The organism is Luteolibacter sp., assembly GCF_039920825.1.
In the GTDB taxonomy this organism is placed as follows: domain Bacteria; phylum Verrucomicrobiota; class Verrucomicrobiia; order Verrucomicrobiales; family Akkermansiaceae; genus Luteolibacter.
The window spans coordinates 131368-154385 of the sequence record NZ_JBDSCX010000084.1; the positions used below are offsets into that span (position 1 = coordinate 131368).

General features: G+C 54.6%; 22 protein-coding genes and 1 tRNA gene. 9 read left to right on the plus strand and 14 right to left on the minus strand.

Annotation, left to right across the window (positions count from 1 at the left end):
• The first annotated feature begins 68 nt into the window (after positions 1 to 68).
• From ABIQ96_RS24515 to ABIQ96_RS24540, 6 genes are all read left to right on the plus strand, one after another.
• Entirely contained in the window at positions 69 to 512 is a 444-nt protein-coding gene (locus ABIQ96_RS24515; protein ID WP_348217293.1) for a hypothetical protein, read from the plus strand.
• A gap of 78 nt (positions 513 to 590) precedes the next feature.
• Complete coding sequence (locus tag ABIQ96_RS24520) at positions 591 to 1454, plus strand: prephenate dehydrogenase/arogenate dehydrogenase family protein (protein WP_348217294.1); 864 nt, start codon at positions 591 to 593, stop codon at positions 1452 to 1454.
• A gap of 17 nt (positions 1455 to 1471) precedes the next feature.
• Positions 1472 to 2824 (plus strand): 3-phosphoshikimate 1-carboxyvinyltransferase, encoded by a 1353-nt coding sequence (gene aroA, locus ABIQ96_RS24525; RefSeq protein WP_348217295.1) that lies wholly within the window; start codon positions 1472 to 1474, stop codon positions 2822 to 2824.
• Positions 2821 to 3510, plus strand: coding sequence for a (d)CMP kinase (gene cmk, locus ABIQ96_RS24530; RefSeq protein ID WP_348217296.1), 690 nt, complete (start codon positions 2821 to 2823; stop codon positions 3508 to 3510). The genes aroA and cmk overlap by 4 nt, the downstream gene beginning before the upstream one ends.
• Complete coding sequence (locus tag ABIQ96_RS24535) at positions 3507 to 4130, plus strand: lysophospholipid acyltransferase family protein (RefSeq protein ID WP_348217297.1); 624 nt, start codon at positions 3507 to 3509, stop codon at positions 4128 to 4130. The genes cmk and ABIQ96_RS24535 overlap by 4 nt, the downstream gene beginning before the upstream one ends.
• Positions 4131 to 4281: 151 nt before the next feature.
• On the plus strand, positions 4282 to 5439 hold the full coding sequence (locus ABIQ96_RS24540) for a PQQ-dependent sugar dehydrogenase (RefSeq protein ID WP_348217298.1): 1158 nt from the start codon (positions 4282 to 4284) through the stop codon (positions 5437 to 5439).
• A gap of 9 nt (positions 5440 to 5448) precedes the next feature.
• Here the strand turns inward: ABIQ96_RS24540 and recG are convergent, their stop codons facing one another.
• From recG to hisG, 14 genes are all read right to left on the minus strand, one after another.
• Positions 5449 to 7611, minus strand: a complete 2163-nt coding sequence (recG, locus tag ABIQ96_RS24545; protein ID WP_348217299.1) for an ATP-dependent DNA helicase RecG — start codon at positions 7609 to 7611, stop codon at positions 5449 to 5451.
• The gene (locus tag ABIQ96_RS24550; RefSeq protein WP_348217300.1) at positions 7520 to 7831 is read right to left on the minus strand and encodes a DUF971 domain-containing protein; all 312 of its coding nucleotides are present in this window, start codon (positions 7829 to 7831) and stop codon (positions 7520 to 7522) included. The genes recG and ABIQ96_RS24550 overlap by 92 nt, the downstream gene beginning before the upstream one ends.
• 16 nt (positions 7832 to 7847) lie before the next feature.
• A complete protein-coding gene (locus ABIQ96_RS24555) occupies positions 7848 to 8555 on the minus strand; it encodes a YggS family pyridoxal phosphate-dependent enzyme (protein ID WP_348217301.1) in 708 nt (235 codons plus the stop codon).
• The gene (locus ABIQ96_RS24560) at positions 8555 to 10813 is read right to left on the minus strand and encodes a carboxy terminal-processing peptidase (RefSeq protein ID WP_348217302.1); all 2259 of its coding nucleotides are present in this window, start codon (positions 10811 to 10813) and stop codon (positions 8555 to 8557) included. The genes ABIQ96_RS24555 and ABIQ96_RS24560 overlap by 1 nt, the downstream gene beginning before the upstream one ends.
• Before the next feature lie 87 nt (positions 10814 to 10900).
• Positions 10901 to 11632, minus strand: a complete 732-nt coding sequence (locus ABIQ96_RS24565; RefSeq protein WP_348217303.1) for a PDZ domain-containing protein — start codon at positions 11630 to 11632, stop codon at positions 10901 to 10903.
• A 29-nt stretch (positions 11633 to 11661) separates the two neighbouring features.
• Complete coding sequence (locus ABIQ96_RS24570) at positions 11662 to 12228, minus strand: polysaccharide biosynthesis/export family protein (protein WP_348217304.1); 567 nt, start codon at positions 12226 to 12228, stop codon at positions 11662 to 11664.
• Between the two features lie 20 nt (positions 12229 to 12248).
• Positions 12249 to 14405, minus strand: coding sequence for a polysaccharide biosynthesis tyrosine autokinase (locus tag ABIQ96_RS24575; protein WP_348217305.1), 2157 nt, complete (start codon positions 14403 to 14405; stop codon positions 12249 to 12251).
• Between the two features lie 134 nt (positions 14406 to 14539).
• A complete protein-coding gene (locus ABIQ96_RS24580) occupies positions 14540 to 15757 on the minus strand; it encodes a hypothetical protein (RefSeq protein ID WP_348217306.1) in 1218 nt (405 codons plus the stop codon).
• A gap of 67 nt (positions 15758 to 15824) precedes the next feature.
• Positions 15825 to 16508: a hypothetical protein gene (locus tag ABIQ96_RS24585; protein ID WP_348217307.1), complete on the minus strand. Its 684-nt coding sequence runs from the start codon at positions 16506 to 16508 to the stop codon at positions 15825 to 15827.
• Positions 16479 to 16552 (minus strand) — tRNA-Gly (locus ABIQ96_RS24590). Before ABIQ96_RS24590 ends, ABIQ96_RS24585 begins: the two co-directional genes overlap by 30 nt.
• Positions 16553 to 16831: 279 nt before the next feature.
• Complete coding sequence (locus ABIQ96_RS24595; RefSeq protein WP_348217308.1) at positions 16832 to 17587, minus strand: Nif3-like dinuclear metal center hexameric protein; 756 nt, start codon at positions 17585 to 17587, stop codon at positions 16832 to 16834.
• Positions 17588 to 17595: 8 nt separating this feature from the next.
• Entirely contained in the window at positions 17596 to 18393 is a 798-nt protein-coding gene (locus tag ABIQ96_RS24600; protein ID WP_348217309.1) for an RNA pseudouridine synthase, read from the minus strand.
• Positions 18394 to 18478: 85 nt separating this feature from the next.
• A complete protein-coding gene (locus tag ABIQ96_RS24605; RefSeq protein ID WP_200267957.1) occupies positions 18479 to 18583 on the minus strand; it encodes an AURKAIP1/COX24 domain-containing protein in 105 nt (34 codons plus the stop codon).
• 31 nt (positions 18584 to 18614) lie between these two features.
• A complete protein-coding gene (gene hisG / locus ABIQ96_RS24610; protein WP_348217310.1) occupies positions 18615 to 19499 on the minus strand; it encodes an ATP phosphoribosyltransferase in 885 nt (294 codons plus the stop codon).
• Between the two features lie 168 nt (positions 19500 to 19667).
• Between hisG and ABIQ96_RS24615 the strand changes: the two genes are divergently transcribed.
• Genes ABIQ96_RS24615 through ABIQ96_RS24625 form a run of 3 tightly spaced genes read left to right on the plus strand, consistent with a single transcriptional unit; the run spans position 19668 to position 23005 of the window.
• Positions 19668 to 20513 (plus strand): glycoside hydrolase family 16 protein, encoded by an 846-nt coding sequence (locus tag ABIQ96_RS24615; RefSeq protein WP_348217311.1) that lies wholly within the window; start codon positions 19668 to 19670, stop codon positions 20511 to 20513.
• Positions 20510 to 21634: a glycoside hydrolase family 88 protein gene (locus tag ABIQ96_RS24620; RefSeq protein ID WP_348217312.1), complete on the plus strand. Its 1125-nt coding sequence runs from the start codon at positions 20510 to 20512 to the stop codon at positions 21632 to 21634. Before ABIQ96_RS24615 ends, ABIQ96_RS24620 begins: the two co-directional genes overlap by 4 nt.
• A gap of 15 nt (positions 21635 to 21649) precedes the next feature.
• A complete protein-coding gene (locus tag ABIQ96_RS24625; protein ID WP_348217313.1) occupies positions 21650 to 23005 on the plus strand; it encodes a basic secretory protein-like protein in 1356 nt (451 codons plus the stop codon).
• The last annotated feature ends 13 nt before the right edge of the window (positions 23006 to 23018 follow it).

Consider the following 23018-nt stretch of genomic DNA (forward strand, 5'->3'; position numbering starts at 1 on the left):
TCGCGGGACGATTCAGCCCTCCCGCTTTGACGATTTCCCGATCCATCCACAATTTCGCATTTACCGCCATGAACCTCCGCTTTTCCGCCGCATTTGCCGCCCTCGGGTGCGTGCTTCTTGCCTCCTGCTATCCGTATAACGAGAACCAGAACAAAAAACAGACCGAGAAGCCCGCACAGAAAACGGTCAGCAGTGCCGACCAACAAAAGCTTCAGGCGCAACGCGATCAACTGAAGGCCCAGGAAGAGCTTCAGAAAAAGAACGATCTGGTGGAGAAAAAGCCCTCGGAAACGTCCGGAACGACCGCTGGCACGACAATCGAAACCACCAAACCACCCGTTGAGGAGAAGCGCACCGACTACGCATTCGCCAACAAGGTTCCCGGCAAGGAAGGCTTCGTCTTCAGTCCCTACAACAACAAGATTGTTGACGTCCGCGACATCCCGAGCGGCACTCTCGTTCAAGACCCCACCTACACCGGAGCCGGCAAAGGCTATTTCCGCGTGCCTTGAAATTTCAAAGATTCCCGGTAAACCCTATCCAGGAAAACCGACCGGGTCCGGCACACTGGACCCGGTCTTTTTCTTTTCATGAAGACCGACTTTCCAAATATCACCATCCTCGGCGGCGGACTGCTTGGCGGTTCCATGGCTCTCGCTCTCGCCGAGCTTGAAAATCCACCGACCGTCCGGCTTTGGGCAAGGAAAGAGGAAACCGTAGAGGCCGCGCTCAAACTTGGGATCTCCGGCATCACCAGCGATCTCGCCGAAGCGGTCAAGCAGGCGAATCTGATCATTTTGTCCGTGCCTGTGGGGGCAATGGCACCTCTGGTTTCCTCCTGCCTCGAAGCGGGACTTCGGGATGGTTGCCTGATTACGGACGTCGGCAGTGTCAAACGCGTGCCGCACCGCAGGATCAGCCCGCTTCTCAAGGGCCTCGGTATTCGGTTCATCGGCAGCCACCCGATGGCTGGATCGGAACGAAACGGCCTGTCAGCAGTCACCGCAACTTTGTTTCAAAATGCCGCGTGCCTGCTCACCAACGACGACGGAGCGCCAGCCGAGCTAGCCGCCGCCTTGGAGCGATTCTGGAAACAGATCGGCTGTCGCACTTCCTGGATGAGCGCCGCGATCCACGACGAGCTTGTCGCCCGGATCAGTCATTTGCCACACCTCGTCGCGGCTTGTGCCGCACGCGTTTGTTTGAAGGACCCGTCGGAAGGCCGCTTCGGCGGTGGCGGACTGCGTGACACCACTCGCGTTGCCGCCGGAAATCCCACGATGTGGGCGGAAATCGTCATCGAGAATCGGGAGGCGCTGATCGGACTGCTAGAGGAAACCATCTCCGACTTGGGCGAAATTCTTGCCAGTCTCGAAAACACCAATCAGGAAAAAGCCAGACAATGGCTGGTCACCGCCAAACAGCGCCGCGACCCGTTGAACTCCATCCAATAAGCTTTCAGTCACCCCTCATGTCGGAATTTCGAGTTAAAGCCATTTCAAAACTCCACGCGGAGTTCAGTGTCCCCGGAGACAAAAGCATGTCCCACCGCGCCGCCATCTTCGGCGGCTTGTCCAACGGCGTTTGCACCGTTAGAAATTTCCTGCCCAGCGAGGATTGCGTGAACACCCTCAACGCGATGAAAGCGCTCGGTGCCCGCTACGAGGTTCTCGACGAGCTTCCCGGCTACGGCCCCGTCAATCTGCGCATCCACGGCCAGTCGATGAAACTCAGCCAACCCGCGGCACCCATCGACTGCGGCAACGCCGGCACCGGCATGCGTCTTCTAGCAGGCCTATTGGCGGGTCAAAGTTTCTCCACCGAACTCTTCGGCGACGCTTCATTGTCCTCACGCCCGATGGGCCGGATTACCGTTCCGTTAGGACAGATGGGAGCGAACATCGAGACACGCGGCGAAAAACCAGGCTGCGCCCCCCTTTTCATCCACCCGGCCAAGCTGAACCCGATCACCTATGACATGCCGATGGCGAGCGCCCAGGTGAAAAGCGCGGTATTGTTAGCCGGAATGTTCGCAGAGGGTAAAACCACCGTCATCCAGCCTGCGGAAACACGCGATCACACGGAGCGGATGCTGGCATCGTTCCGCGTCAATACCAACCGTGAAGGCAACGCGATTTCCATCGTCGGTGGCCAGGTTCCGGAGTCGTGCGACTTCACCGTGCCGGGCGACATTTCCAGTGCCGCCTTCTGGCTCGTCGCTGCGGCGGCGCTTCCGGGCTCGCGTTTGCTCATTAAGGACGTCGGTCTCAACCCGACGCGCACGGCCATTCTCAAGGTCCTCAGTCGCATGGGCGCGCACATGACCGAGATCGAGCACAGCTCGGAAGGTGAACCGATCGGAAACATTGAAATTCATGGAGCCGCGCTAACAGGAACCACGATTTTCATCGAAGAGGTTCCTAACCTGATCGATGAAATTCCTGTCATCGCCGTCGCTGCGGCACTCGCGCAGGGCAAGACCATCATCCGCAATGCCAAGGAACTCCGCGTCAAGGAAACCGACCGCATCACCACGGTCGTCAACGGACTCCGCGCCATGGGTGCCGACGTCGAGGAATTCGAGGACGGCATGGAAATCGCCGGTGGCAAGCCGCTCCACGCCGCCACCATCGACAGTTGTGGCGACCACCGAATCGCCATGGCCTTCGCCATCGCCGGGCTATTTGCCGAAGGCGAGACCGTCATCAAAAACACGGAATGCGTGAACACCTCCTATCCGGGATTCTCACATCATCTCGATGCGATCCTCCACGAGCGTTCGCAAGCCGCCGACTTCACCCTGCCAACCCTAGCCATCGCGTGAGTTCCGACCCAGCAGCCACTCCCCGATTCGCCATCGCCATCGACGGCCCTGCCGCCTCCGGGAAAAGCACGCTCGCCCGCGAACTCGCCAAACGCCTCGGCCTCGTCATGGTCAACTCCGGTGCCATGTATCGCGCAGTCACTTGGAAAGCCCTCCAGGAAGACATCGACCCGTCCGACGACGCGGCCGTCATCGCGATGATGGACCGCATCGACATCCACTGCGGGGAGATCGGGGTGACGTCCAATATCACCATCGACGGTGTAGATCCCAGCCCCGAACTCCGGAGCGAGGCGATCAACGCGAACGTCTCCGCCATTTCAGCCATCCCTGAAGTTAGAAAACGATTGGTCGATCTCCAGCGCAACTACCTCGACCACACCAGCATCATCATGGAAGGCCGCGACATCGGCTCCGTGGTTTTCCCGGACACTCCGTTCAAAATCTACGTAGACGCCGATGAGGCCGTTAGAGCAGCGAGGCGCACCCATGTCGGCGAGGTCGATTCCGTCGCGAAACGCGATGCGGCCGACAGCGAGCGCGAACATGCTCCGCTGATGATCGCCGACGGTGCCGTGGTGCTCGACACCTCGCACCACACCATCGAAAGCGGAGTCGATGCCGCCATCGAAATTCTCAAACAACAAGGCCTGCCCGATTTGGACAAACTCACTCCTTCCGCTTGAAACCTTACACTCAAATGCGTTGGGTCTATTGGCTGGGCTGGATGGCATTCGGCGCGGCCTTCCGCACTTTGTTTGGATTAAAAATTGTCGGTGAGGAAAATCTCATTACCGAAGGTCCTGTCCTTGTCGCATCGAACCACCAGAGCTTTCTCGATCCGCCTTTGATTGGGAACCTCTATAAAACCGAAATGGTCTTCCTCGCCCGCAAGACCCTGTTCATCGGATTTTTCAAATGGCTCTATCCGCAATGGAACGCCATCCCGGTAGATCAGGATCGCCCGGACATGAGCAGTCTCAAAACGATCATCCGCAAACTCAAGGAAGGCCACCGGGTCCTCGTTTTCCCGGAAGGAGCCCGCACCCTCGACGGCAACATCGGCGAGGCAGCTCCGGGCATCGGGCTCATTGCGGCGAAATCAGGAGCAGTCATCCAGCCGGTTAGAATTTCCGGCGCGCGGGAGGCCCTCCCCCGCGGTTCCGGCCGCATCCGCTTTGCGAGAATCACCGTCAGCGTTGGGCCGCCTATCCGGCTCACACCGGAAGAACTGAAAGCGTCCCAAGGCAAGGATGATTACGAGCGGATCACCGCCAGGATCATGGGTGCTATCTCCGCGCTCTGAGAAACCTTGATTTGTATTCAGCTCAAGGTCTCGGGCATTCGAAACGGAGCTGGTGGATCCGCTCGAACAATCGCCTTAGGATTGAGACTTTTTCTGAAAGAACCGCGCCATTCCGCCTTGTAAGCGGGAGGATTCAAACTAGCTTGCCGCCATGCTCCGAAAAACCTCCATCGCCACCGCATTTTTCGCCACAATTGCCGTTTCCCACGCTGGCATCGGAGTCGAACAAGTGGCGAAAGGATTCGAACGTCCTGTTTGGGCCGGAGTTCCCAAAGGCATCAAGGGGAAACTCTGGGTGATGGAACAGGGCGGCAAGGTCTGGATCGTGGACGACAAGACCGGCGAGCATGAAACGGAACCTTTTCTCGATGTGAGCCAGGATGTGACCCGCAAGGGCAATGAGGAGGGTTTGTTAGGCCTGGCATTCGCTCCGGATTTCGCGAAGAGCGGGCGCTTCTATGTCGATTACACGGACAAGGAAAAGCAGACGCGCATCGTCAGATTCACTTCAAAAGACGGCAAGACGACCGACCACGCCACGGAAGAGATCATACTGAAATACCCTTCTGAGTTTGAAAACCACAACGGAGGATGGATCGCTTTCGGACCCGACAACATGCTCTACATCGGCAACGGAGACGGCGGCGCGGGTGATGACCCTAACAAGCACGGCCAGGCACTGGACACCCTGTTGGCAAAAATCCTGCGCATCGACGTTTCCCCCGAAAAGGGCTACAATTCCCCTTCCGACAATCCCTTCGTTAACAACAAGGAAGCGAAACCGGAGATCTGGGCCTACGGAGTCCGCAATCCGTGGCGCTGCTCGTTCGACCGCGAAACCGGCGATTTCTGGATCGGCGATGTCGGACAAAATCGTTGGGAGGAAATTGATTGCATGCCGAAGGGCACGGCATCCGGCGCGAACTTCGGCTGGAGTCTCCGTGAGGCGGACAAGCAAAATCCCAATGATAAACGCGGCGGTCCTTTGCCCGACGGAGCGACCGACCCGGTCTACTCATACAACCACGGGATGAAGGAAAATGAGGGGCTCTCGGTGACCGGCGGCTACGTCTATCGAGGACCGATCAAGGAGCTTCAGGGCCGTTACGTCTTCGGTGACTATCAGAATCCTCGGATCTGGTCGTTTGAATTGAAAAACGGCAAGGCCAGCGATTTCAAGGATCACACGAAAGAGCTCCAGCCTGAAGGGGGACGCATCAATTTGATTTCTTCCTTCGCCGAGGACAATGACGGCAACCTGCTCATCGTGGATCACACGGGACCGATCTACCGGGTCAAGGGCAACTGACTTCCGCGATCACGCGGTGCTTGGCAATTCGGCGGCACCGCCGGTGTTCTGGATCAATGGCTTCAGGCCGCGGTGAATACCATCGAGCCGGGGATCCTCTTCCAACATTTTATCGGCCTTCGCACGGGCCTCCCGAAGCAACACGGTATCCGCGAGAAAGTCCGTGAAGCGCAAATCGGACAACCCGCTTTGCACCGTTCCTAACACGTCTCCCGGACCACGCAACCGGAGATCGGCTTCTGCGATTTCAAAGCCATCGGCGGTCTGCTCAAGGACTTTGAGTTTTTCCAGCGCTTCCGGATTCTTGCCATCGGTCAGGAGGATGCAGTAACCCTTGTGGCCGCCACGACCGATGCGGCCTCGGAGCTGATGGAGCTGGGCGAGGCCGAAGCGTTCGGCGTGATGAACGATCATAACGCTGGCGTTCGGCACGTCCACGCCGACCTCGATGACCGTGGTGGATACCAACGCGGCGATTTCCCCTTCGCGGAAACAACGCATGACGGCCTCTTTCTCCTCGGGTTTGAGTTTTCCGTGGATCAGTCCGACTTCATGCGAACCGAGGCGCTTTTTCCATTTCTCAAATGCCTCGGTGGCAGACTCAACTTTCAGCGTCTCGCTTTCCTCGACAAGCGGATAGACGAGATACGCTTGGCGGCCTTTGGCGAGCTGATCCTTGACGAATTTGGTGACGTCCGTTTGTTTCGCTGCAATTCTAACGGCGGTGACGATCTTGCCTCGGCCGGGTGGCTTTTCATCGAGGATGGAGACATCGAGATCACCGTAAATTGTCATGGTCAGTGTCCGCGGAATCGGAGTGGCGGTCATGACAAGCACGTCGGGAACAATCCCCTGGCGAATAAGCGAGGCGCGCTGGGCAACGCCGAATTTATGCTGCTCGTCGATCACCACCAACCCAAGATCACGAAAGGAAACGGAATCGTAGAGCAAAGCGTGAGTACCGATGATGATTTGGGGTTCGCCCGCCATTTCCAGATGATTCCCCTCGTCGCGATTTCCCGTCCGCAGAGCGATGCGAATTCCCAACGGCTCCAGCCAGCGATGGAATGTCAGGTAGTGCTGCTCCGCGAGGATTTGGGTGGGTGCCATCAGCGCGGCTTGGCAGCCGGAGTCGATGGCGAGCAACATGGCAGCCATCGCGACGAAGGTTTTTCCAGAGCCTACGTCGCCCTGCAATAAGCGGTTCATTGGCCGGGCGACACGCATGTCCGCGAGGACTTCCTTGATGGAGCGTTTCTGAGCGCCGGTTAGATCGAAGGGAAGACTGGCATAGAATTCCTTGAGATAGGCGGTGCTTTTGCCAAGAACCCGGCCCGACTGTTCGTGATAACGGGCCCGCCTCCAGACCACGTTGAGCTGGAGGGCGAAGAACTCTTCGAACGCAAAGCGTCGGCGGGCGGCGTTCGCCTGCTCGATAGACTCGGGAAAATGCACATCCTTGAATGCCTGCGCCCTGCTGGAATCACGGTGGATATCGCTAGCAGAAGCGAGAGATTCGGGATCGATCTGGAGGAGAAGCAAATGAATGATTTCCCGCAGGCGGCGCTGTGAAATTCCCGAGATATTTTTGTAAATGGGAACGATCCTCTCGATGTGGATAGACTCCTTTTCGTCGTCGCGGAGGATTTCGAATTCCGGGTGATCGATGACGAGACGGCCGTTAGCATCCTTCACCTTGCCATAAACGCTCACCTCATGTCCGGTCGCCACGAGTTTTTGGATGAACGGCATGTTGAACCAGCGGCAGGTGATTTTCCCGGAGCCGAAGACGCCACCGGAGCCATCCATGATAATCGCCTCATAAAACCGCCGCCCCGGCCCGAAATGACGCAACGAGGCATCGATCACCTTACCGCGGAGGCAGACGGCACCGGGCGTGGCTTGGTTAGGAAAAGCGTCGAAGCGCCGCCTGTCTTCGTAGCGTTTTGGAAAATGATCCAGCACCGCGGCCGCCGTGGAAAAACCAGCGCCGGAAAGTGCCACGATCTCCTTCGCAAGAAGAAGCGGCAAGGTCGCCAGATCGGTAAGTGCTGAAAACACCTGGTCGGATGCAGGGCGGTTAGAGAGGTGGTAACTCGGCGAGTTTCTGCAGGTAGGAGTAGCTGTAAATTCCCGTGGAGTGGCCGTCGCCCCAGAAAAGCTGGATGGCATAGCCACCGACCGTTTCAAATTTGAGAAGCTCGAAAGCCTTCGGGCCGTGCTCGACATGAGGACGGATCACGCGGCCCAGAGCATCCGGCTCGCCCTGACAAGCCGCACAAGGACATGCCCGGCGAAGCATTGGCAGCGGCAGATAGGCTTCAAAACCATTGGCGAACGAAAGGGCGAACTCACTGCCGATGACGGTGGCGTTTTCCAGAATCGAGGTCATGGGAAGATCCTTGCCTTTATCCGAGTTCGCCGTCCACCCGATAGGAGCGTTTCCCGAAAATCGCTGAGCCGACACGGACATGGGTGGCCCCTTCCTCGATCGCCACTTCGTAGTCGCCGCTCATTCCCATGCTAAGCGCCGGGAGCGTTACGCCGAAGTCGGTTTCCAAAGCATCCCGCAGCTTCCTAAGAGAAGCGAACCAAGGTCTCGCGGATTCGCTATCAGGTCCGTCGGGGGGGATGCACATCAGGCCGATGATTTCGAGGCGTTTCAGTTTCAGCAGGCTCTCCATTTCTGTAAGCAGGACATCCGGTTCGAAACCACCTTTGGATTTCTCGCCGCCGATGTTCACTTGGAGGAAAACTTTGGGGAAAAGTCCGAGTTCACCGGCAATTTCATCGGAGTATGAAGCAAGCTTCAGCGAATCAATGGCGTGGATCACTTCAAAATTCTGGAGCAGCTTCCGCACCTTGTTGCGCTGGACACGGCCAATGAAATGCCAGTGCAGCAAGCCGGGCAACGCCGCGATCTTTGGCTCGGCTTCCTGGAGTTTGCTCTCGCCGAAAAGCAATTGTCCGGCATCAAAGGCTTCCCGAACTGCATCTCCGGGAAAAGTCTTCGATACGGCAATCAGGTCAACCGATCCATGCCTCCGACCGCTCCGCGCAACCGCGGCATCGACCTTGAGCAAAACATCCGCTAGATTCCCCGCAACGTCCGACATCAGCGGATATCCGAGGCACCTTTCAACATCCCCGCGAGGCGGGCATTCTCAGTGAGGTCCGCCAAATCCCTCAACACGGCAAGCGATTCCCGCTTCAGAGGATCAAGGCCGGTCGGCCATTTGGGAGTTTCGTCCAATTCCGCAGTCTCGTCCTTGGCACGGCGCATGAAACTTCCGTTTTCGTCAGCCGGATTGTACGGCTTGAGGTCCGCGCCTTTCTCAAGATCCTCGAGGGTGAGTTTGTAAAAAGTCAGTTCTTTCTTGTCCGTCTCGGCCATTTTGCCGAATCGAATCCGACGCTCCACATTCCGTTCTTTCTGCAATGTGTCTGATTCTGCCAGTTCCTTTTCACGCGTCGATTTGTTAAGTGAAATCACGTTTTCCTGGTACCTCTTCTTTGCCTTGAACACATCCTCAACCACATAGGTAAAATCGTTATTGTCCTTTCGCCGCTCCAAGCTCAACTCCTGTAATCTTGGAATGAACAAGCCTTGGACATCAAGCGGTTTGAAATTCGCAGCGGGACGAATCCGATCATGTTCCAAAGAATGATCCAGGAAATGCTCCCCAACATCCATGGCATCTGATAGGCTAGGGATAATGATTTGAGGCACTACACCGTCCATTTGGGTCGATGATCCTGACGGCCGATAGAATTTCTGAATGGTGACCTTCAAATAGCCGGCCCGATTCCTGGCAGCAAATAGAGGCAACATGCGTCCAATATCCATCGGCTGCTGAACCGTTCCTTTGCCAAAAGTGGATGAATCACCGATGATGACAGCCCTATTGAAATCCTGCAACGCACCTGCCAAGATCTCACTGGCCGAAGCACTGCTCTTGTCGATCATCACCACCATCGGTCCGGTGTACATCGCCTTGCCGCTATCGGAATCCTTGACTTGCACCTGGCCCAGCGTGTTTTTCACCTGAACGACCGGACCACTGTCGATGAAGAACCCGGTCATCCGGCGAACCTCCTCCAGCGAACCACCACCATCTCCCCTGAGATCGAGAATCAGTCCGTCGATTTTCTCATCTATCAAGCGCTTCAGGATACGTTCCACATCGACGGAGCAGCGGATCTTGCCTTCATCGAAGTCGGCGTAAAAGGATGGAAGAGTAATCACTCCCATCCGATGGGGGGTTCCGTTTTCGGCCTTCATTTCAATGACCTCACCACTGGCCTGCTCGTCCTTCATCTCGACCTTGCCACGCTGGATCACCACGATTTTTGTTTCTCCAGCGGGCCCACCCGCAGGTTCCACTTTCAAAGCAACAGCGGTGCCTTCCTGGCCCCGGATAAAATCGACAACTTTGTCGATTTTCATGAACATGATATCGATCATGTCTTCCGGCTTGCCGGTATTAAGGGCATCGACCGCAACTACACGATCGTTCAGTTTGAGAACACCTTCGCGATCAGCAGGGCCGCCGACCACGATTCCCTTGATTTTTGTGGCACCGTCTTCCTCGCCTTGGAGCAACGCACCGATTCCAACGAGTTCATTCTTCATGCCGTCCTTGAAGCGGCTCATTTCGCGAAAACTCATGTAATCCGTATGTGGATCATAAGCACTCGCAACGGCACTGAGGAAATAATTGGCAATTTCCTCATCATCCACATCCTTTACACTGCTCAGAAAGCGTTTGTAACGAAGTGAGACTTTTTCCTTCGGGCTGCGATCCGCAATTCCGGGATCGGGCTTACCCTGTTCCTTTGAAAGCTTTGCCAGTAACTCACGTCGCAAGGTTTCGCCCAAAACCGCTTCCTTGATCTGGAGACGCCAAAGGTCGGCGGCTACCTTTTCATTGGCAGGCCAAGGCGCATCCTTGCGACTCATCATAACCGAGTCGTTTGTTGTGAAATCAAAGTCATCGCCCTTCAAAAGCTTCTCGGCGAGAGCAACGCGTTGCTCCACCCTCTGTTGGAAAACGCGGTAAATTTCCGTTGCCGCAGGAACACTATTCCCGTGCAGCAAGAGCGTATGCAACTGGTCACCGTATTTCGCATTGAATCCATTTACATCCTCCTGCGTGAAATACAGTCGCTGGAAATCAAGATCCTTCAAATAATCATCCAAAAACCTATGGCTAAGCTCGGGATTGAAGGGCAATCGCGCGAAATGGCTGTTTTGAAGCATGATGGCCATCTGCCGCCCCACTTCATTGAAGTCTGCCTGCTGGGCGCACGCCGAGCAGGAAATCGCCACCAAAGCGGCGGCGGATGCGGCTTTTCTAAACCAGGAAATTGTCATGAAATTCAAACGGGACGGGGTTTGGAATATTTCAAGAAAGTGCCACGACTTTCGCCATTGTCGATTTCTAAAAACGCAGAAGCAGAATCATTCCCGCAACTTTCTCTCACTGAGCCATTCCCGGAAATATGCTTCCATTGCTGCCCGTTCCGCCGCTTCAGGATCCGATTCCTGTCCGTCAAAAAACCTTAAAGTTGCGCTCAGGGGACGCCTCGCCAAAACAAGGTCTATGTCAAAAAGTTTGCCATCCCGAAAAATTTTCAATGTCACTTTCGTCCCTGGCTTCGTCGCGGCAATTTGTTCCGCAAAATCATCCGACGCCGTGGGTTCACTCCAAGTTGCCCCATTCAAGGAAACGATTAGATCATTGAGGTGAATTCCCGCATGATCGGCTGGCGTCCCACGGTTCACACCGGTCACAAGAACTGCATGGCACGGATCCGGTTTCCCTGGAATATCAGCAAGCTTGTTTTCCCTTCGAATGCCAACAAACCCTTGCCCCTCGCTCATGTATTTGTCCATGACCAACTCTCGAAGGATCGCCACGCAGCGTTGCCTTATTTCGGGATCTTTGGAAATTCTCGACTGCTGAAGCAACTCGTCCATCGCTGGTCCGGGTTGCAGTCTGGCCCAAGCCAAGAGCTCCATTTGGGCATTTTCCCGAATGCGGAATTCGCTGTCACCTAGGGCCTTATATTCCTTCTGTGGCAACTCGACGGCAGTTGTCGCCGAGGAAAAAAGCATCAAAGACGCCAAATTGATCCAAATTGAGGATAACTGGCGCTTCATGTCTAACTCGGCACTTGGCTTGGAATTCACTCCAATCCAGATATTTTCAAAATAATTACTCAGGTGCCCCAAGGGGTTTTCTGGGGAATCTCGATAGTGTCATTCCGCTGCAAGGGAATCGACATAAATTGGGCTTTGGTCGCATCATATGTCTTCTGATTCCCGTCACGGAACAATTTCACTCTGCGCATGCTTCCAAATTCGGTGGCACCTCCGGCTGCTTGAATCGCCTGCCAAAGGGTCAGTTCCTTTGCATATGGGACGGGGCCCGGTTGGCGCACAAAGCCACCCACAGTCACGGTTTCCGCAACCACGTTGCCGTTTTGATTGCTGACAATTACCTGAATGGTGGGGTTTGTGTAGATTCCCTTGCCCTTATAAAGCGACTCCAGTGAACTTTGTAGCGCAGCGTTGCTCATCCCGGCCGCATGAACTTGTCCAAGCATCGGCATATTGATCATACCATTGTCCGACACAGGATAAACGCCGTTAACCTGCGCCTTGTCTTCCGAAGGCACATTTGAAATCGTGATATTGATCGCCTTTCCAGCTTGGATCTGAGCCGAAGCAGTAGCCGAGATAAAAATTAGGGCGAACAAAGCCCGCAATAGGTTTTTAAAGTTCATAACGTGATATAGAGTGACGATTAGTACAATTCCGAATCATTGCCGCGAGGCGCCGGCTGAGGCTTCGAAGGTGCTGAGGACGCGCCTACCGGAGGTCCGATCTGAGATTCGGCAGGGGCATAATAGGTGTAGTAGCTCGTGTAGTATTGATACTGGCTGTCGCTGCGGACATCCACATTGTTCAACACCACCCCAATCACATTGCCACCCACGTTTTCAACCGCTTGCTTGACGCGAAGCAGCATGTTTCTTGGAAGCTTCCGATGCTGAACCACAATCATCGTAAGGTCAACTTCACTTGCCAGAACTGATGCGTCGCTGACGCCCAGAATCGGAGGACTGTCCACAAGCACCAGATCGAAGCGCTGCTTCACGTCTTGAATCAATTCCGACATCCGGCGAGAGTTCAGGATTCCCGCTGCATCCGCAGGAAGAATCCCGGAGGGCATGAAATACAAATTATCAACCGGAGTTTGAAGAATTACGTCCTCGAGCATCAATTCGGTCGTCAGATAATTGGTAAGACCCACCGAGTTATTGATATCAAAGAAGGTGTGCAAACGTGGCCGCCGCAAGTCGGCATCGATCATCAGCGTCGTATAACCACCTTGCGCACAAATATATGCAAGATTAACAAGAGTGGTGGATTTCCCTTCCCCCGCCCCCCCCGAAACCACGGTGATAGCATTGTCCTCCGGATTTTTGCGGTTGAATTCGATATTGGTTCGAAGAATCCGGTAGGCCTCCGCATCCGGGCTCATCCCACTTTGCTTGTGAAGCACTCCGACATCCTTGGGAATGACAGCAAGCACCGGAACTTGAAGATAGCGTTCAACATCCTCGAGGCTCTTCACCGACGTATCGAGATATTCCAGGAAAAATGCGATGCCCACACCAAAGATCAAACCAACAACCGCCCCCAGAACGAGGTTCAGCGTGACGTTCGGGCTGACAGGGCTGTCGGAGATTTGAGGCTCTTCATGAACCACAATACTATCAGGCGGCATTTTACCCGTAATTGTCTTGTTGATTTGCTCAAGCTTCATGGTCTGAAGCAACTGCTGATCGGTTTCAAAATCCCGCTTGGCATCGACATAGTCCTGAGCATCCAAGCCTCTTTTGATCGCTTCCTCATGGGTATCGTTCTTCATCATCTCGACATTTTTCAATCGATCGGATGCCATGCTCAACTGGACCTGAAGCGTAGCCCTCAAATTGACAACCCCCTCGTCAAGCTGCTGTTTCATTCTCCTGATATTTTCCTCGGCAGCCAAGACGCGGGGGTGGTTTGCACCCAATCCATTGATTTTCAAATCACTGATAACGCGCGTTGCCTCAAGATACTGTGGGTATAAAGTACGAATGACGTTTTCCGGCAATTCAAGACCCGAAGCATACCGCAACAGCTCCTCGCTATTATACTTCAACAAACTGTTGATCTGGCTCTCGAGCTGCATCTTCTGGGTTTGCAAATCGTTGTAGGTTTGGAGCGCCCCCCGAGCGGCTTGATCCTCATCAACTCCAGACTGTCCGTAAAAAGAGTCTTGTCCTTTATAGATAATTCCCTTGGTCCTAACGATCGTGGCTAGAACCTTCCTGCGCTCCTCCACTTTATCTTCCTGATCACGGACCGCTTTATTCAATTCATACAACGCTTTGCTTGAATCCTTGTTCTCGATTTCAGACCTATAATCCTTGTAAGCCTTGGCCACTTCAGCAGTGACGTCCCGTGCATCCTCTTTGCTGGTGTGGCGAACACGAATTGAAATCAAATCCGTTCCCCGAATGTTCTGGGTGTTAACAATCCCCTTCAGAATTCGAATCGCATTTTCCTTACTAACTCCCCATTTATTCATTAATTCAAGATTATCAACGACTTTAGAAAGAGAGTTGCTACTCTTGATTTTTTCAAATTCCGTCCCAAAAAACTGGGCTGTCATGGTAGCGCCGCTCGATCTGTCCATCCCAAAACCGAGCGACATCCCACTCGACCTAGGTTTGACTTCGATCGTTGCCTCACTCTCATATTTTTTTGGCATCACATAGGTGATCACCGCTGCGGTCATGAACACCAAAAGTAGCGTCAGAAGGATAATTCCATAGCGATTCTTTATGACCTGCCAGTAATCAACCGCGTGCAAGGCAGCCTCGTTTGGTTGTTGGGATGAGACGTTCATTGGGTCTATTGTTTCACGTTTTCTTTGGATTTCCAATTGAAATAGAAACTCCCGCAATGAAGAACATTGCGGGAGTTTTTAATCAAGCAACTTATAATTTTACTAAAATACGACTATTTTGAAATCGGTTCGGATCAGAACTCCGTGCTCACACCAATGCTAATCCGGTTGCGATTGTAGGTTTCGCCGGCGAAATCCGAATCCTGATGAGTATAGTTGTACGAAACGGTGCCGGTGATGGCGTCATTAATCTTCATCGACAGACCGATATACGTATTCACGAGGTCTTCCGAGTAATCTCCTACAGGGCCTGGCACGTTCGGAGGCAACACCTGCCCCTGCTGGAAGTCGGAAGGAATGTAGTCCACACCACCAAAGAGAGACAGCACAGGAGAGAAGGCATACTCTGAGGAAAGTCCGAAGCGAAGCGTCCGCCGATCATCAAATTGAACTAAGAAACTGTTACTCGGATCGGTCCGGACAGTGTCATAATTTTCAATGCCATAACGGGTGAATGCACGGACGCTGAACTGTTGATTTACCTGCGAGTTCAATGCCAATTCAAAATAAGGGCTATTTGCCGAATCCCCGCCATCCACTTCGTGAAGTTGGATACCTCCACGAATAATACCGATGGTGTTCGGGCTGAACCGATGCTCAGCACCCAAAAGAATATATTGATCATCAGCATCAGACGACTCTCCGTCACCTGTGGTATGAGCATACCGATAATCGGTTGTCAAAACCGTCTGAGGCGTGAGCTGATAACGAAACTGATTGTACAACTCCCAAGTGAAGCGGTCGTTATTCGCAACATCATAGTTGGCTCCGGTCAGGCTAAATCCAGTGTAAGTGGCCAACCGCTCGGTCCAACGATAACCCACGGAGTTGTCGGTCTGCCAATAAAAATACGCGTTGGTTTGGCGTGACGATGCGTAACCGTAAGAATAATCCGGCTCCAATTCGTAGGCAATGAAGTTCCGGCTAGTAAAGCGAAGCCGCTCGTTGAAGCGATGGGTCACATTGAACCCTGCGCGCGACTCACTGTTCACATCATCCATTCCATCAGGGGCATCAAAATAATAGACCAACCCCAGACGAGCGTAAACGTCCCAAGTTGTTTGAGGGGTAATAGATACAAACGAAAGCCCCACATATGGACTTATTCCGAATGAACTTTCTTTCGAACCAAAGCCTGGGGAAACGTTGTCGTCATAGGTGACACTTGCTCCAACGATCCATTTGAGAGGGATCGACTCCTTGGCCTCGCTGCCAACGTAGTAAAGTCCTTGGGCGGCCGCTGATCCCGCGAGCAACAGTCCGATCAGGCCGGTGGGTATGTAACTTTTCATGTAATGGTGGGTGGGTGACTTAATTTGGACTATGCCAATGGTTAATCGAAAATCGCAGGCAAGCTAGTTAGTGGCCGCCGTTGCCGCCACCATTACCACTGTTACCGCCACCATGGTGATGGCCAGGATTAACATCGGAAACATTGGGTGGAGCGATGATCACAGGCGGCAATTGAGGAATGAGCGGCAGACCACCAGGTCCGCCTGGAGTTGGCCCAACCGGGCCTTGACCAGGGAAATCCAACGGGTTCGGCATTGCGGCCACTTCGCCAACAGGAGCCTTCGAGTCTTTGGAGCTTTTTGCGCTCGACCCGGATTCGCCGAGATTCGGATCAAGTTTCGCAATTACCGCTTGAACCTCACCCAATGCATCAGGAGCGACGGCGACAGCGCACTGGGCAACCAAACGCATTTGATCCGGAGCCGCTACCGAGGCAGATTCAACGATGGCAGCCACGGTCTGGGCGTTCGCATTCGAGCCTTCAATGGCAGCCTTGACGATCTCGCAGGCACAGGAAGGGGCCGCCGTGACTTCATTAGATACGATTTCCAAGACCTTTGACTGCTCTGCGGCAACCGAGTTCTTGATAGACACTGAAAGAGCAGCGCAGTCCATAACAACTGCAGCGTTGGCCGAGAGCCAACCGAGAGCGGCACTGAACATCAGGAAGCAAAGAGTCTTTTTCATTTTTAAAGCGGTCTGGAATTTCTGGAAAATGATTGGAGCGGGCAGCGGGAATCGAACCCGCATGTCTAACTTGGAAGGATAGCGCTTTACCACTAAGCTATGCCCGCGATGACGTTGACTATAAAACCCTCCATTCCCATCCCTAGCAAGCCTTTTTTGACTTACTCCGGCATTTATTTGAACATTTCTTAAATACCATCAAGTCTTTGGATACTAATGAGATAGAGTGCTATCAGCAGCTTAAAAAAGCCGTTGGAACTGGCCAAATTGCAAGTTGCATGGCAATCCTCAGACGATTTTCTCTTATATCGCGTGGAGTCAGCTGATTTTCAACAGGCAAATGGATGACACGCGACTTCTTCAGATCATTTCAGGAAAATTTGAACCTAAAGCCCTGTGGGACGATCTAAGAACTGCCAAGGAATACTGAATTTCCGCCAAAGCACGTCGGCAATCGCCTTCACTCCAAAGGTTTCAGTGGCGTAATGACCGCCGTAGAAAACATTAATTCCAAGCTCCTCGGCAAGCGGGTAGCTCCAATGGGGCCCTTCTCCCGTAATAAAGGCGTCGACTCCCAAAGCTGCGACTTTTGCCACTTCGCTGCCGGCACCACCGGTGATCAGACCGACGTTGGAAACCCCATCCCCACCACCGGGACAGACGTGAACCTTCGCCCCCAAAAGCTCTTCCATGGCATCCTGTAGGCCATTGCGAGTCCCCTCCCAGCGGCCGCGAAGACCGACCAGAAGTCCTTTCAAATCGCAAAAAGGCTCGATTTCCTTGATCCCAAGTGCGTTGGCGAGTTGGATATTATTTCCCCACTCAGGATGAATATCGAGGGGGAGGTGCGATGAATAAATGGCGAGACCCGCCTCCATGGCGATTTTCAGTTTTTGGTAAAACGGTCCAGTAACCGGCTGCACGCCCTGCCAAAACATCCCGTGATGCACGATGAGGAGCCCTGGCCCACCTTCCGCAGCAGACTTGATTACTGGAAGCGAGGCGTCCACTGCGGCGATGATTCTCGGTACCTGACCACCGTTGGCGAGTTGCAGGCCGTTCATCGCGCCCGAATAATCCTGAATCGACTCTGTTTTCAATTCACGGTCCAAAAACGATACCAACTCGTCCAGCATTGCCATTCCCCATGCTAGTCATGGCGACTCCAAATGACAACGCCAGGCGTGGCTGAAATCTCCGTCCCGTCCAAAAACTCCCGCATGTCCTGACTCAGCTCCGCCTCCCAGCGAATCAAACTCCCCGACCAGACGATTTCCAGTGCGGCGGCGTGAAGCGCGTGCCTTGGCAGTATCAACCGTTTTTTCAACTCGGTGGTCCAACCGGTTTCCATCCACTCCAAATATCCCGCTCCATTTCCCGAGTAGATCTTGTCGCCGACAATCGGGAATCCACTGCTGGCCAGATGAACCCGAATCTGGTGCATGCGGCCCGTTTCCGGGAAACAACGAACCAGCGAGAATTTTCCCTCATCGCGTTCAAACCGACGCTCCACTTGAAAACGAGTCAAACACTCACGTCCAAGCGGACTAACCACTTGCCTGACCCAGATTTCCGACGGACCACGCTCGCCGGCACGGATAATCGGCTCGGCACACTCCCAACGATCCTCCTCCGGCCATCCGGTGACGATTGCCAAATATTCTTTTTCCGCTTCGCGACGTTCGAAAATCCATCCGAGTTGACGTGCTGCTTCCGTATTTTTCGCGACCAAAACGATTCCACTGGTGTCACGATCCAAGCGGGTGACGATTCCCAAAGTGGCCCCGTTGGCGATTTCAAAGGCCAGCAGCGATTCCAACCCACCCAACAACGTCGGCTCGGGTTTGCAGTTCGCCGGATGGACAATCAGCGGCGCGGGTTTGTTCACGACGATCCAATCTTCGGATTCGTCGATCACGTTGAAATTCACCACCACTTGGAGACTCATGACCCGGCAAGTTTGCTGTACGCATAAAAGCCAGAGACCCGAAAGCGAGTCTCTGGCGATAGTAATAACAGATCAATCCTAGGGACTAGGACTTGTAGCGGAGACGCTTTTTATGGCGGTTCTGCTTCATGCGCTTTTTGCGCTTGTGCTTATTGATCTTGGTCTTACGGCGTTTCTTGATGGAGCCCATGGCGGTTGCGGGGTTAGGTTACGATGAAAGATTAGGGGACGACTTTATTGAGCGGATACTCGATGATCCCCTCTGCCCCCAGACGCTTCAGTTCGGGGATAATGTCTCTGACGATGATTTCGTCAATCACTGTCTCAACGGCAAGCCAACCTTCTTCGGAAAGTTGGGAAATCGTCGGACGGCGGAGCGACGGGAGTTTTTCGAGAAGCTCGGGCAAACGGGCGCTCGGAAAGTTCATTTTCAGCCCCACTTTGCCGCGGGCGGCGAGGGCGGCTTTGAGAAGGAGCGCGATGCGATCCATTTTCTCCTTTTTCCAAGGATCGGCGGCAGCGGCCGGACTTGCGTAAAAATGGGGAAACGAGGTTAAAAGCGTATCAACGATGCGCAGGCGGTTCGCCTTGATCGAGGAGCCGGTTTCGGTGACATCGACGATCGCATCGACGAGATCCGGGACTTTGACTTCGGTGGCACCCCAGGAAAATTCCACTTCAGCGTTGATTCCTCGCTCCTTGAGATAGCGTTCGGTAATTCCCACACCTTCGGTGGCGATGCGTTTGCCTTCGAGATCTTCGGGCTTTCGGATCGGTGAATCTTCCGGCACGACCAAAACCCATTTCGTCGGGCGGGTCGTCGCGCGGGAATAAGGCAGTTCGCCGAGATCGACGAGATCGACTCCGTTTTCGTAGGCCCAATCGTAGCCGGTAATCCCGCAATCGATGAACCCTTGACCAAGATAGCGGCCGATTTCCTGGGCACGGATCATGTAGAGATCGAGCTCGGAATCGTTCGAACTCGGGCGAAGTCCCCGCGACGACACGTAAATCTCGTAGCCAGCCTTGGCGAGGAGCTCGATGGTCGGGTCCTGAAGGCTGCCTTTGGGGATCGCGACTTTAAGCGTTCGTGATGGGTCGGACATGAAGGGGCGGCGGTTTTAACGGCGGAAGCCGGGGAATCAAGCCAAGTTTTGATTAATTTCGCCCATTTCCCCCGGATTCTCCAATCGCGAAAGAAAGACCGCTTCCCATTTCGTTATTCCAAACAAAAGCGGTCGCAAAGATCGTTTTGACCGCACCAGCCCCGATCGATGTCTTGTTCCAGAATTTTCGCAGTTATCGCGATCAGCCTCATTTCCGCCCATGCCGACGAGCCCGTCACCCCCCCTCGGGATCTTGGTTATCATTTGGTTTGGTCGGATGAATTTGATGTCGAGGGAACGCCTGACCCCGCGAAATGGAAATCCGAGGTCGGTTTTTTACGCAATGAGGAGCTTCAGTGGTATCAGGCGGACAATTCGAAATGCAAAGATGGTCTGCTGGTGATCGAAGCCCGTCAGGAAGAGATCAAAAACCCCGGCCACGTTGCGGATTCACGCGATTGGCGGAAAACCCGGAGCGCCAGCACCTACACCTCCGGATCGTTGATCACCATCGGCAACAACGAATGGCATTTTGGACGATCGGAAGTCCGGGCGCGCTTCAAAGCCCTGCCCGGACTCTGGCCCGCGATTTGGACCACCGGACGCGGACGATGGCCCCACGGCGGTGAAATCGACATCATGGAGTTTTATGACGGGAAAATTCTCGCGAATTTTGTGTGGGCCGGACAATGGGGCCGCGATCATTGGAACACAGCCAAGCATCCGATCGAGAAATTCGACAACGACACTTGGGCCGACAAATTCCATCTCTGGGTCACCGAGTGGGACCAGGAAAAAATTTCGATCTATCTGGACGGCAAACTTCTCAATACCCTGCCGATGGCAACTGCCATCAATCAGGACGGCCCCGCCATCAATCCATTCCTCGGTCCCCAGCATTTCCGACTGAATCTCGCAATCGGCGGGGCGGGTGGAGATCCCTCGAAAACCCCATTCCCGCAGCGGTATGAAGTGGACTATGTCCGCCTCTATCAAAAACAACCCACACCATGATATTTTCCAAAACCCTGATCACTCTGGCGTTGTCATGCGCCGCCATGCCTGCATTTTCCGCGGAGTTGGAATCATGGCCGGACTCCGCCTCGCCTCTCGCAATCGGGAAAAAACTCACCGAACGATTTCTGGCCATGCCGCACACCAACTTCGGCAGCCCGAAACCTCCGAGCCACATCACCTACCCCGAAGTTTGCGTCTGGTATGGAGCACTGACTTTCGCAAAAGCCAGCCACAATCCGGACCTGACGAAAGCGCTCGTCGCCCGCTTTTCGCCGCTGTTTGGTGACGAAGCCAAGCTCGTTCCTTCTCCGGATCACGTCGACAACACCCTCTTCGGCGGGCTTGCCTGCGAGATCGCCATTCAGAGCGACGACAAGCGTTGCCTCGAACTCGGCAAACGTTTCGCCGACGCCCAATGGCAACCCACTCCCGAACGCTCGACCAAATTCGATGCCATCACCCGTGATAGGATCGACCACGGCTTGAGCTGGCAAACCCGGTTCTGGATCGACGACATGTTCATGATCACAATAGCCCAGGCACAGGCATTCCGGGCGACCGGCGAGGCCCGATACATCGATCGCGCGGCGCTGGAGATGACGGCCTATCTCAAGGAACTCCAAGAACCTAACGGCCTGTTCCACCACGCCTCGGACGTGCCGTTTTTCTGGGGTCGTGGAAACGGTTGGATGGCCGCCGGCACGACCGAACTCCTCCGTTCCCTGCCGGAAAACCATCCCGAGCGTCCGGCCATCCTCGCTGGCTATCGGAAAATGATGGCCACGCTTCTCAAGACCCAGGGTGAGGACGGAATGTGGCGTCAGCTCGTCGATGATCCGTCGTCCTGGCCGGAAACCTCGTGCACCGGCATGTTCACTTTCGCCATGATCACCGGAGTGAAAAACGGCTGGCTCGATGCGCCAGAATATGGCCCTGCCGCCCGCAAAGGATGGCTCGCCCTCACCGGTTATATCGATCCCAACGGCGACGTTCGCGAAGTCTGCATCGGCACCAACAAGGAAAATAGCCGCGATTATTACCTGAACCGTCCGCGCACCACCGGCGACCTGCACGGTCAGGCACCGATTCTCTGGTGCGCCACCGCATTCCTTCGCTAACAACTTTTCCCGATTATGAAAACCCGCCACCCGTTCGCCATCGTCGCCGCTCTCCTTGCGGCACCACTCGCCCAAGCAGCCGTCAAAGTTGAAATCGGTTTCAGCGAGGCAGACAAAGGCTTCAAGCTCGATCCCGTTCCCCCACCCGCTTCCAACGACGCGGCGACGGCAGCCACTTTCACCCTCGTGGACGGCGAGCGTGATGGAAACGGCGGAGATCTGGCAGCCTTGCACGATGGCAAAATCCCCGGCGACGCCGACGAGCCGACCCGGAATTTCTTCTTCCAAAACGGCAGCAACGGCGGCCGGATCGAAGTGGATCTGGGCAAGCCGGTTTCCATCAAATCGATCCAGACCTACTCATGGCATCCCCGCTCCCGAGGTCCGCAGGTTTACAAGCTCTATGCAGCGACGGGCAACGAGCCCGGCTTCAAGGACGCGCCAAAGCGAGACACCGACCCGAGAACATCCGGCTGGAAGCCCGTCGCCAAGGTGGACACCCGAAAAAAAGGCACCGGAGGCCAACACGCCGCCTCCATTTCAGAATCACGCGGAGCCCCGCTGGGTGAATTCCGTTATCTGCTATTCGACATCGAAAAACCGACGGAACAAGACGGGCAATCCAACACCTTTTTCAGCGAGATCGACGTCATCGATGCCAAAGGCCCCGCGCCCGAAGCCATCAAAGTGGTTGAGAAGATCGTGAAAACCTATCCGTCACCCGACAAAAAATTCACCTACATCGTTGATGCCAGCGCCGCCCCGGACCTCATGAAATGGGTGGAAAGCGAACTCATCCCCATGGTCAAGATCTGGTACCCCAAGATGGCGGACATGCTCCCCAGCGATCAATACCAAGTCCCTTCCACCTTTCAGCTTACATTCAAAGACGACATGCCAAGCGGCGTCCCCGCCTACGCCCAAGGCAACCAACTCTCCATCAGCACTTCCTTTTGCCGCAGCCAACTCCAGGGCGAAGCGAAGGGCTGCGTCATTCACGAAATGGTCCACGTCATCCAAAACTACTGGATCGCGGGAAAAATCAACAAGCACCCCACCCAGACACCCACCTGGGTCGGTGAAGCCATCGCAGACTACATCCGGTGGTTCCTCTACGAGCCGAAATCCAAGGGCGCTGAAATCACGGCGGGCAATTTCGGCGGTGCCAAATTCGACAGCAGCTATCGGATTTCCGCCAATTTCCTCAACTGGATCGTGGAAACCCATGACAAGGAATTCATCCAAAAACTCAACGCAGCCGCCCGCGAAGGAACCTACTCGGAAAAAATCTGGCAGGACGCCACCGGCAAGTCGGTGGAGGAACTAGGCGAGGACTGGAAGAAAGCCAACGCAAAGCGCCTCGGAATCTGAGACGCTTTGCGGG

Coding starts and splice junctions, on each gene's coding strand:
- ABIQ96_RS24515 (WP_348217293.1), top strand. CDS start 69: ATGAACCTCCGCTTTTCCGCCGCATTTGCCGCCCTCGGGTGCGTGCTT.
- ABIQ96_RS24520 (WP_348217294.1), top strand. CDS start 591: ATGAAGACCGACTTTCCAAATATCACCATCCTCGGCGGCGGACTGCTT.
- aroA (WP_348217295.1), top strand. CDS start 1,472: ATGTCGGAATTTCGAGTTAAAGCCATTTCAAAACTCCACGCGGAGTTC.
- ABIQ96_RS24540 (WP_348217298.1), top strand. CDS start 4,282: ATGCTCCGAAAAACCTCCATCGCCACCGCATTTTTCGCCACAATTGCC.
- recG (WP_348217299.1), bottom strand. CDS start 7,611: ATGCCATCCAGCTTTTCTGGGGCGACGGCCACTCCACGGGAATTTACA.
- ABIQ96_RS24550 (WP_348217300.1), bottom strand. CDS start 7,831: ATGACCTCGATTCTGGAAAACGCCACCGTCATCGGCAGTGAGTTCGCC.
- ABIQ96_RS24555 (WP_348217301.1), bottom strand. CDS start 8,555: ATGTCGGACGTTGCGGGGAATCTAGCGGATGTTTTGCTCAAGGTCGAT.
- ABIQ96_RS24560 (WP_348217302.1), bottom strand. CDS start 10,813: ATGACAATTTCCTGGTTTAGAAAAGCCGCATCCGCCGCCGCTTTGGTG.
- ABIQ96_RS24570 (WP_348217304.1), bottom strand. CDS start 12,228: ATGAACTTTAAAAACCTATTGCGGGCTTTGTTCGCCCTAATTTTTATC.
- ABIQ96_RS24575 (WP_348217305.1), bottom strand. CDS start 14,405: ATGAACGTCTCATCCCAACAACCAAACGAGGCTGCCTTGCACGCGGTT.
- ABIQ96_RS24580 (WP_348217306.1), bottom strand. CDS start 15,757: ATGAAAAGTTACATACCCACCGGCCTGATCGGACTGTTGCTCGCGGGA.
- ABIQ96_RS24585 (WP_348217307.1), bottom strand. CDS start 16,508: ATGCGGGTTCGATTCCCGCTGCCCGCTCCAATCATTTTCCAGAAATTC.
- ABIQ96_RS24595 (WP_348217308.1), bottom strand. CDS start 17,587: ATGGCAATGCTGGACGAGTTGGTATCGTTTTTGGACCGTGAATTGAAA.
- ABIQ96_RS24600 (WP_348217309.1), bottom strand. CDS start 18,393: ATGAGTCTCCAAGTGGTGGTGAATTTCAACGTGATCGACGAATCCGAA.
- ABIQ96_RS24605 (WP_200267957.1), bottom strand. CDS start 18,583: ATGGGCTCCATCAAGAAACGCCGTAAGACCAAGATCAATAAGCACAAG.
- hisG (WP_348217310.1), bottom strand. CDS start 19,499: ATGTCCGACCCATCACGAACGCTTAAAGTCGCGATCCCCAAAGGCAGC.
- ABIQ96_RS24615 (WP_348217311.1), top strand. CDS start 19,668: ATGTCTTGTTCCAGAATTTTCGCAGTTATCGCGATCAGCCTCATTTCC.
- ABIQ96_RS24620 (WP_348217312.1), top strand. CDS start 20,510: ATGATATTTTCCAAAACCCTGATCACTCTGGCGTTGTCATGCGCCGCC.
- ABIQ96_RS24625 (WP_348217313.1), top strand. CDS start 21,650: ATGAAAACCCGCCACCCGTTCGCCATCGTCGCCGCTCTCCTTGCGGCA.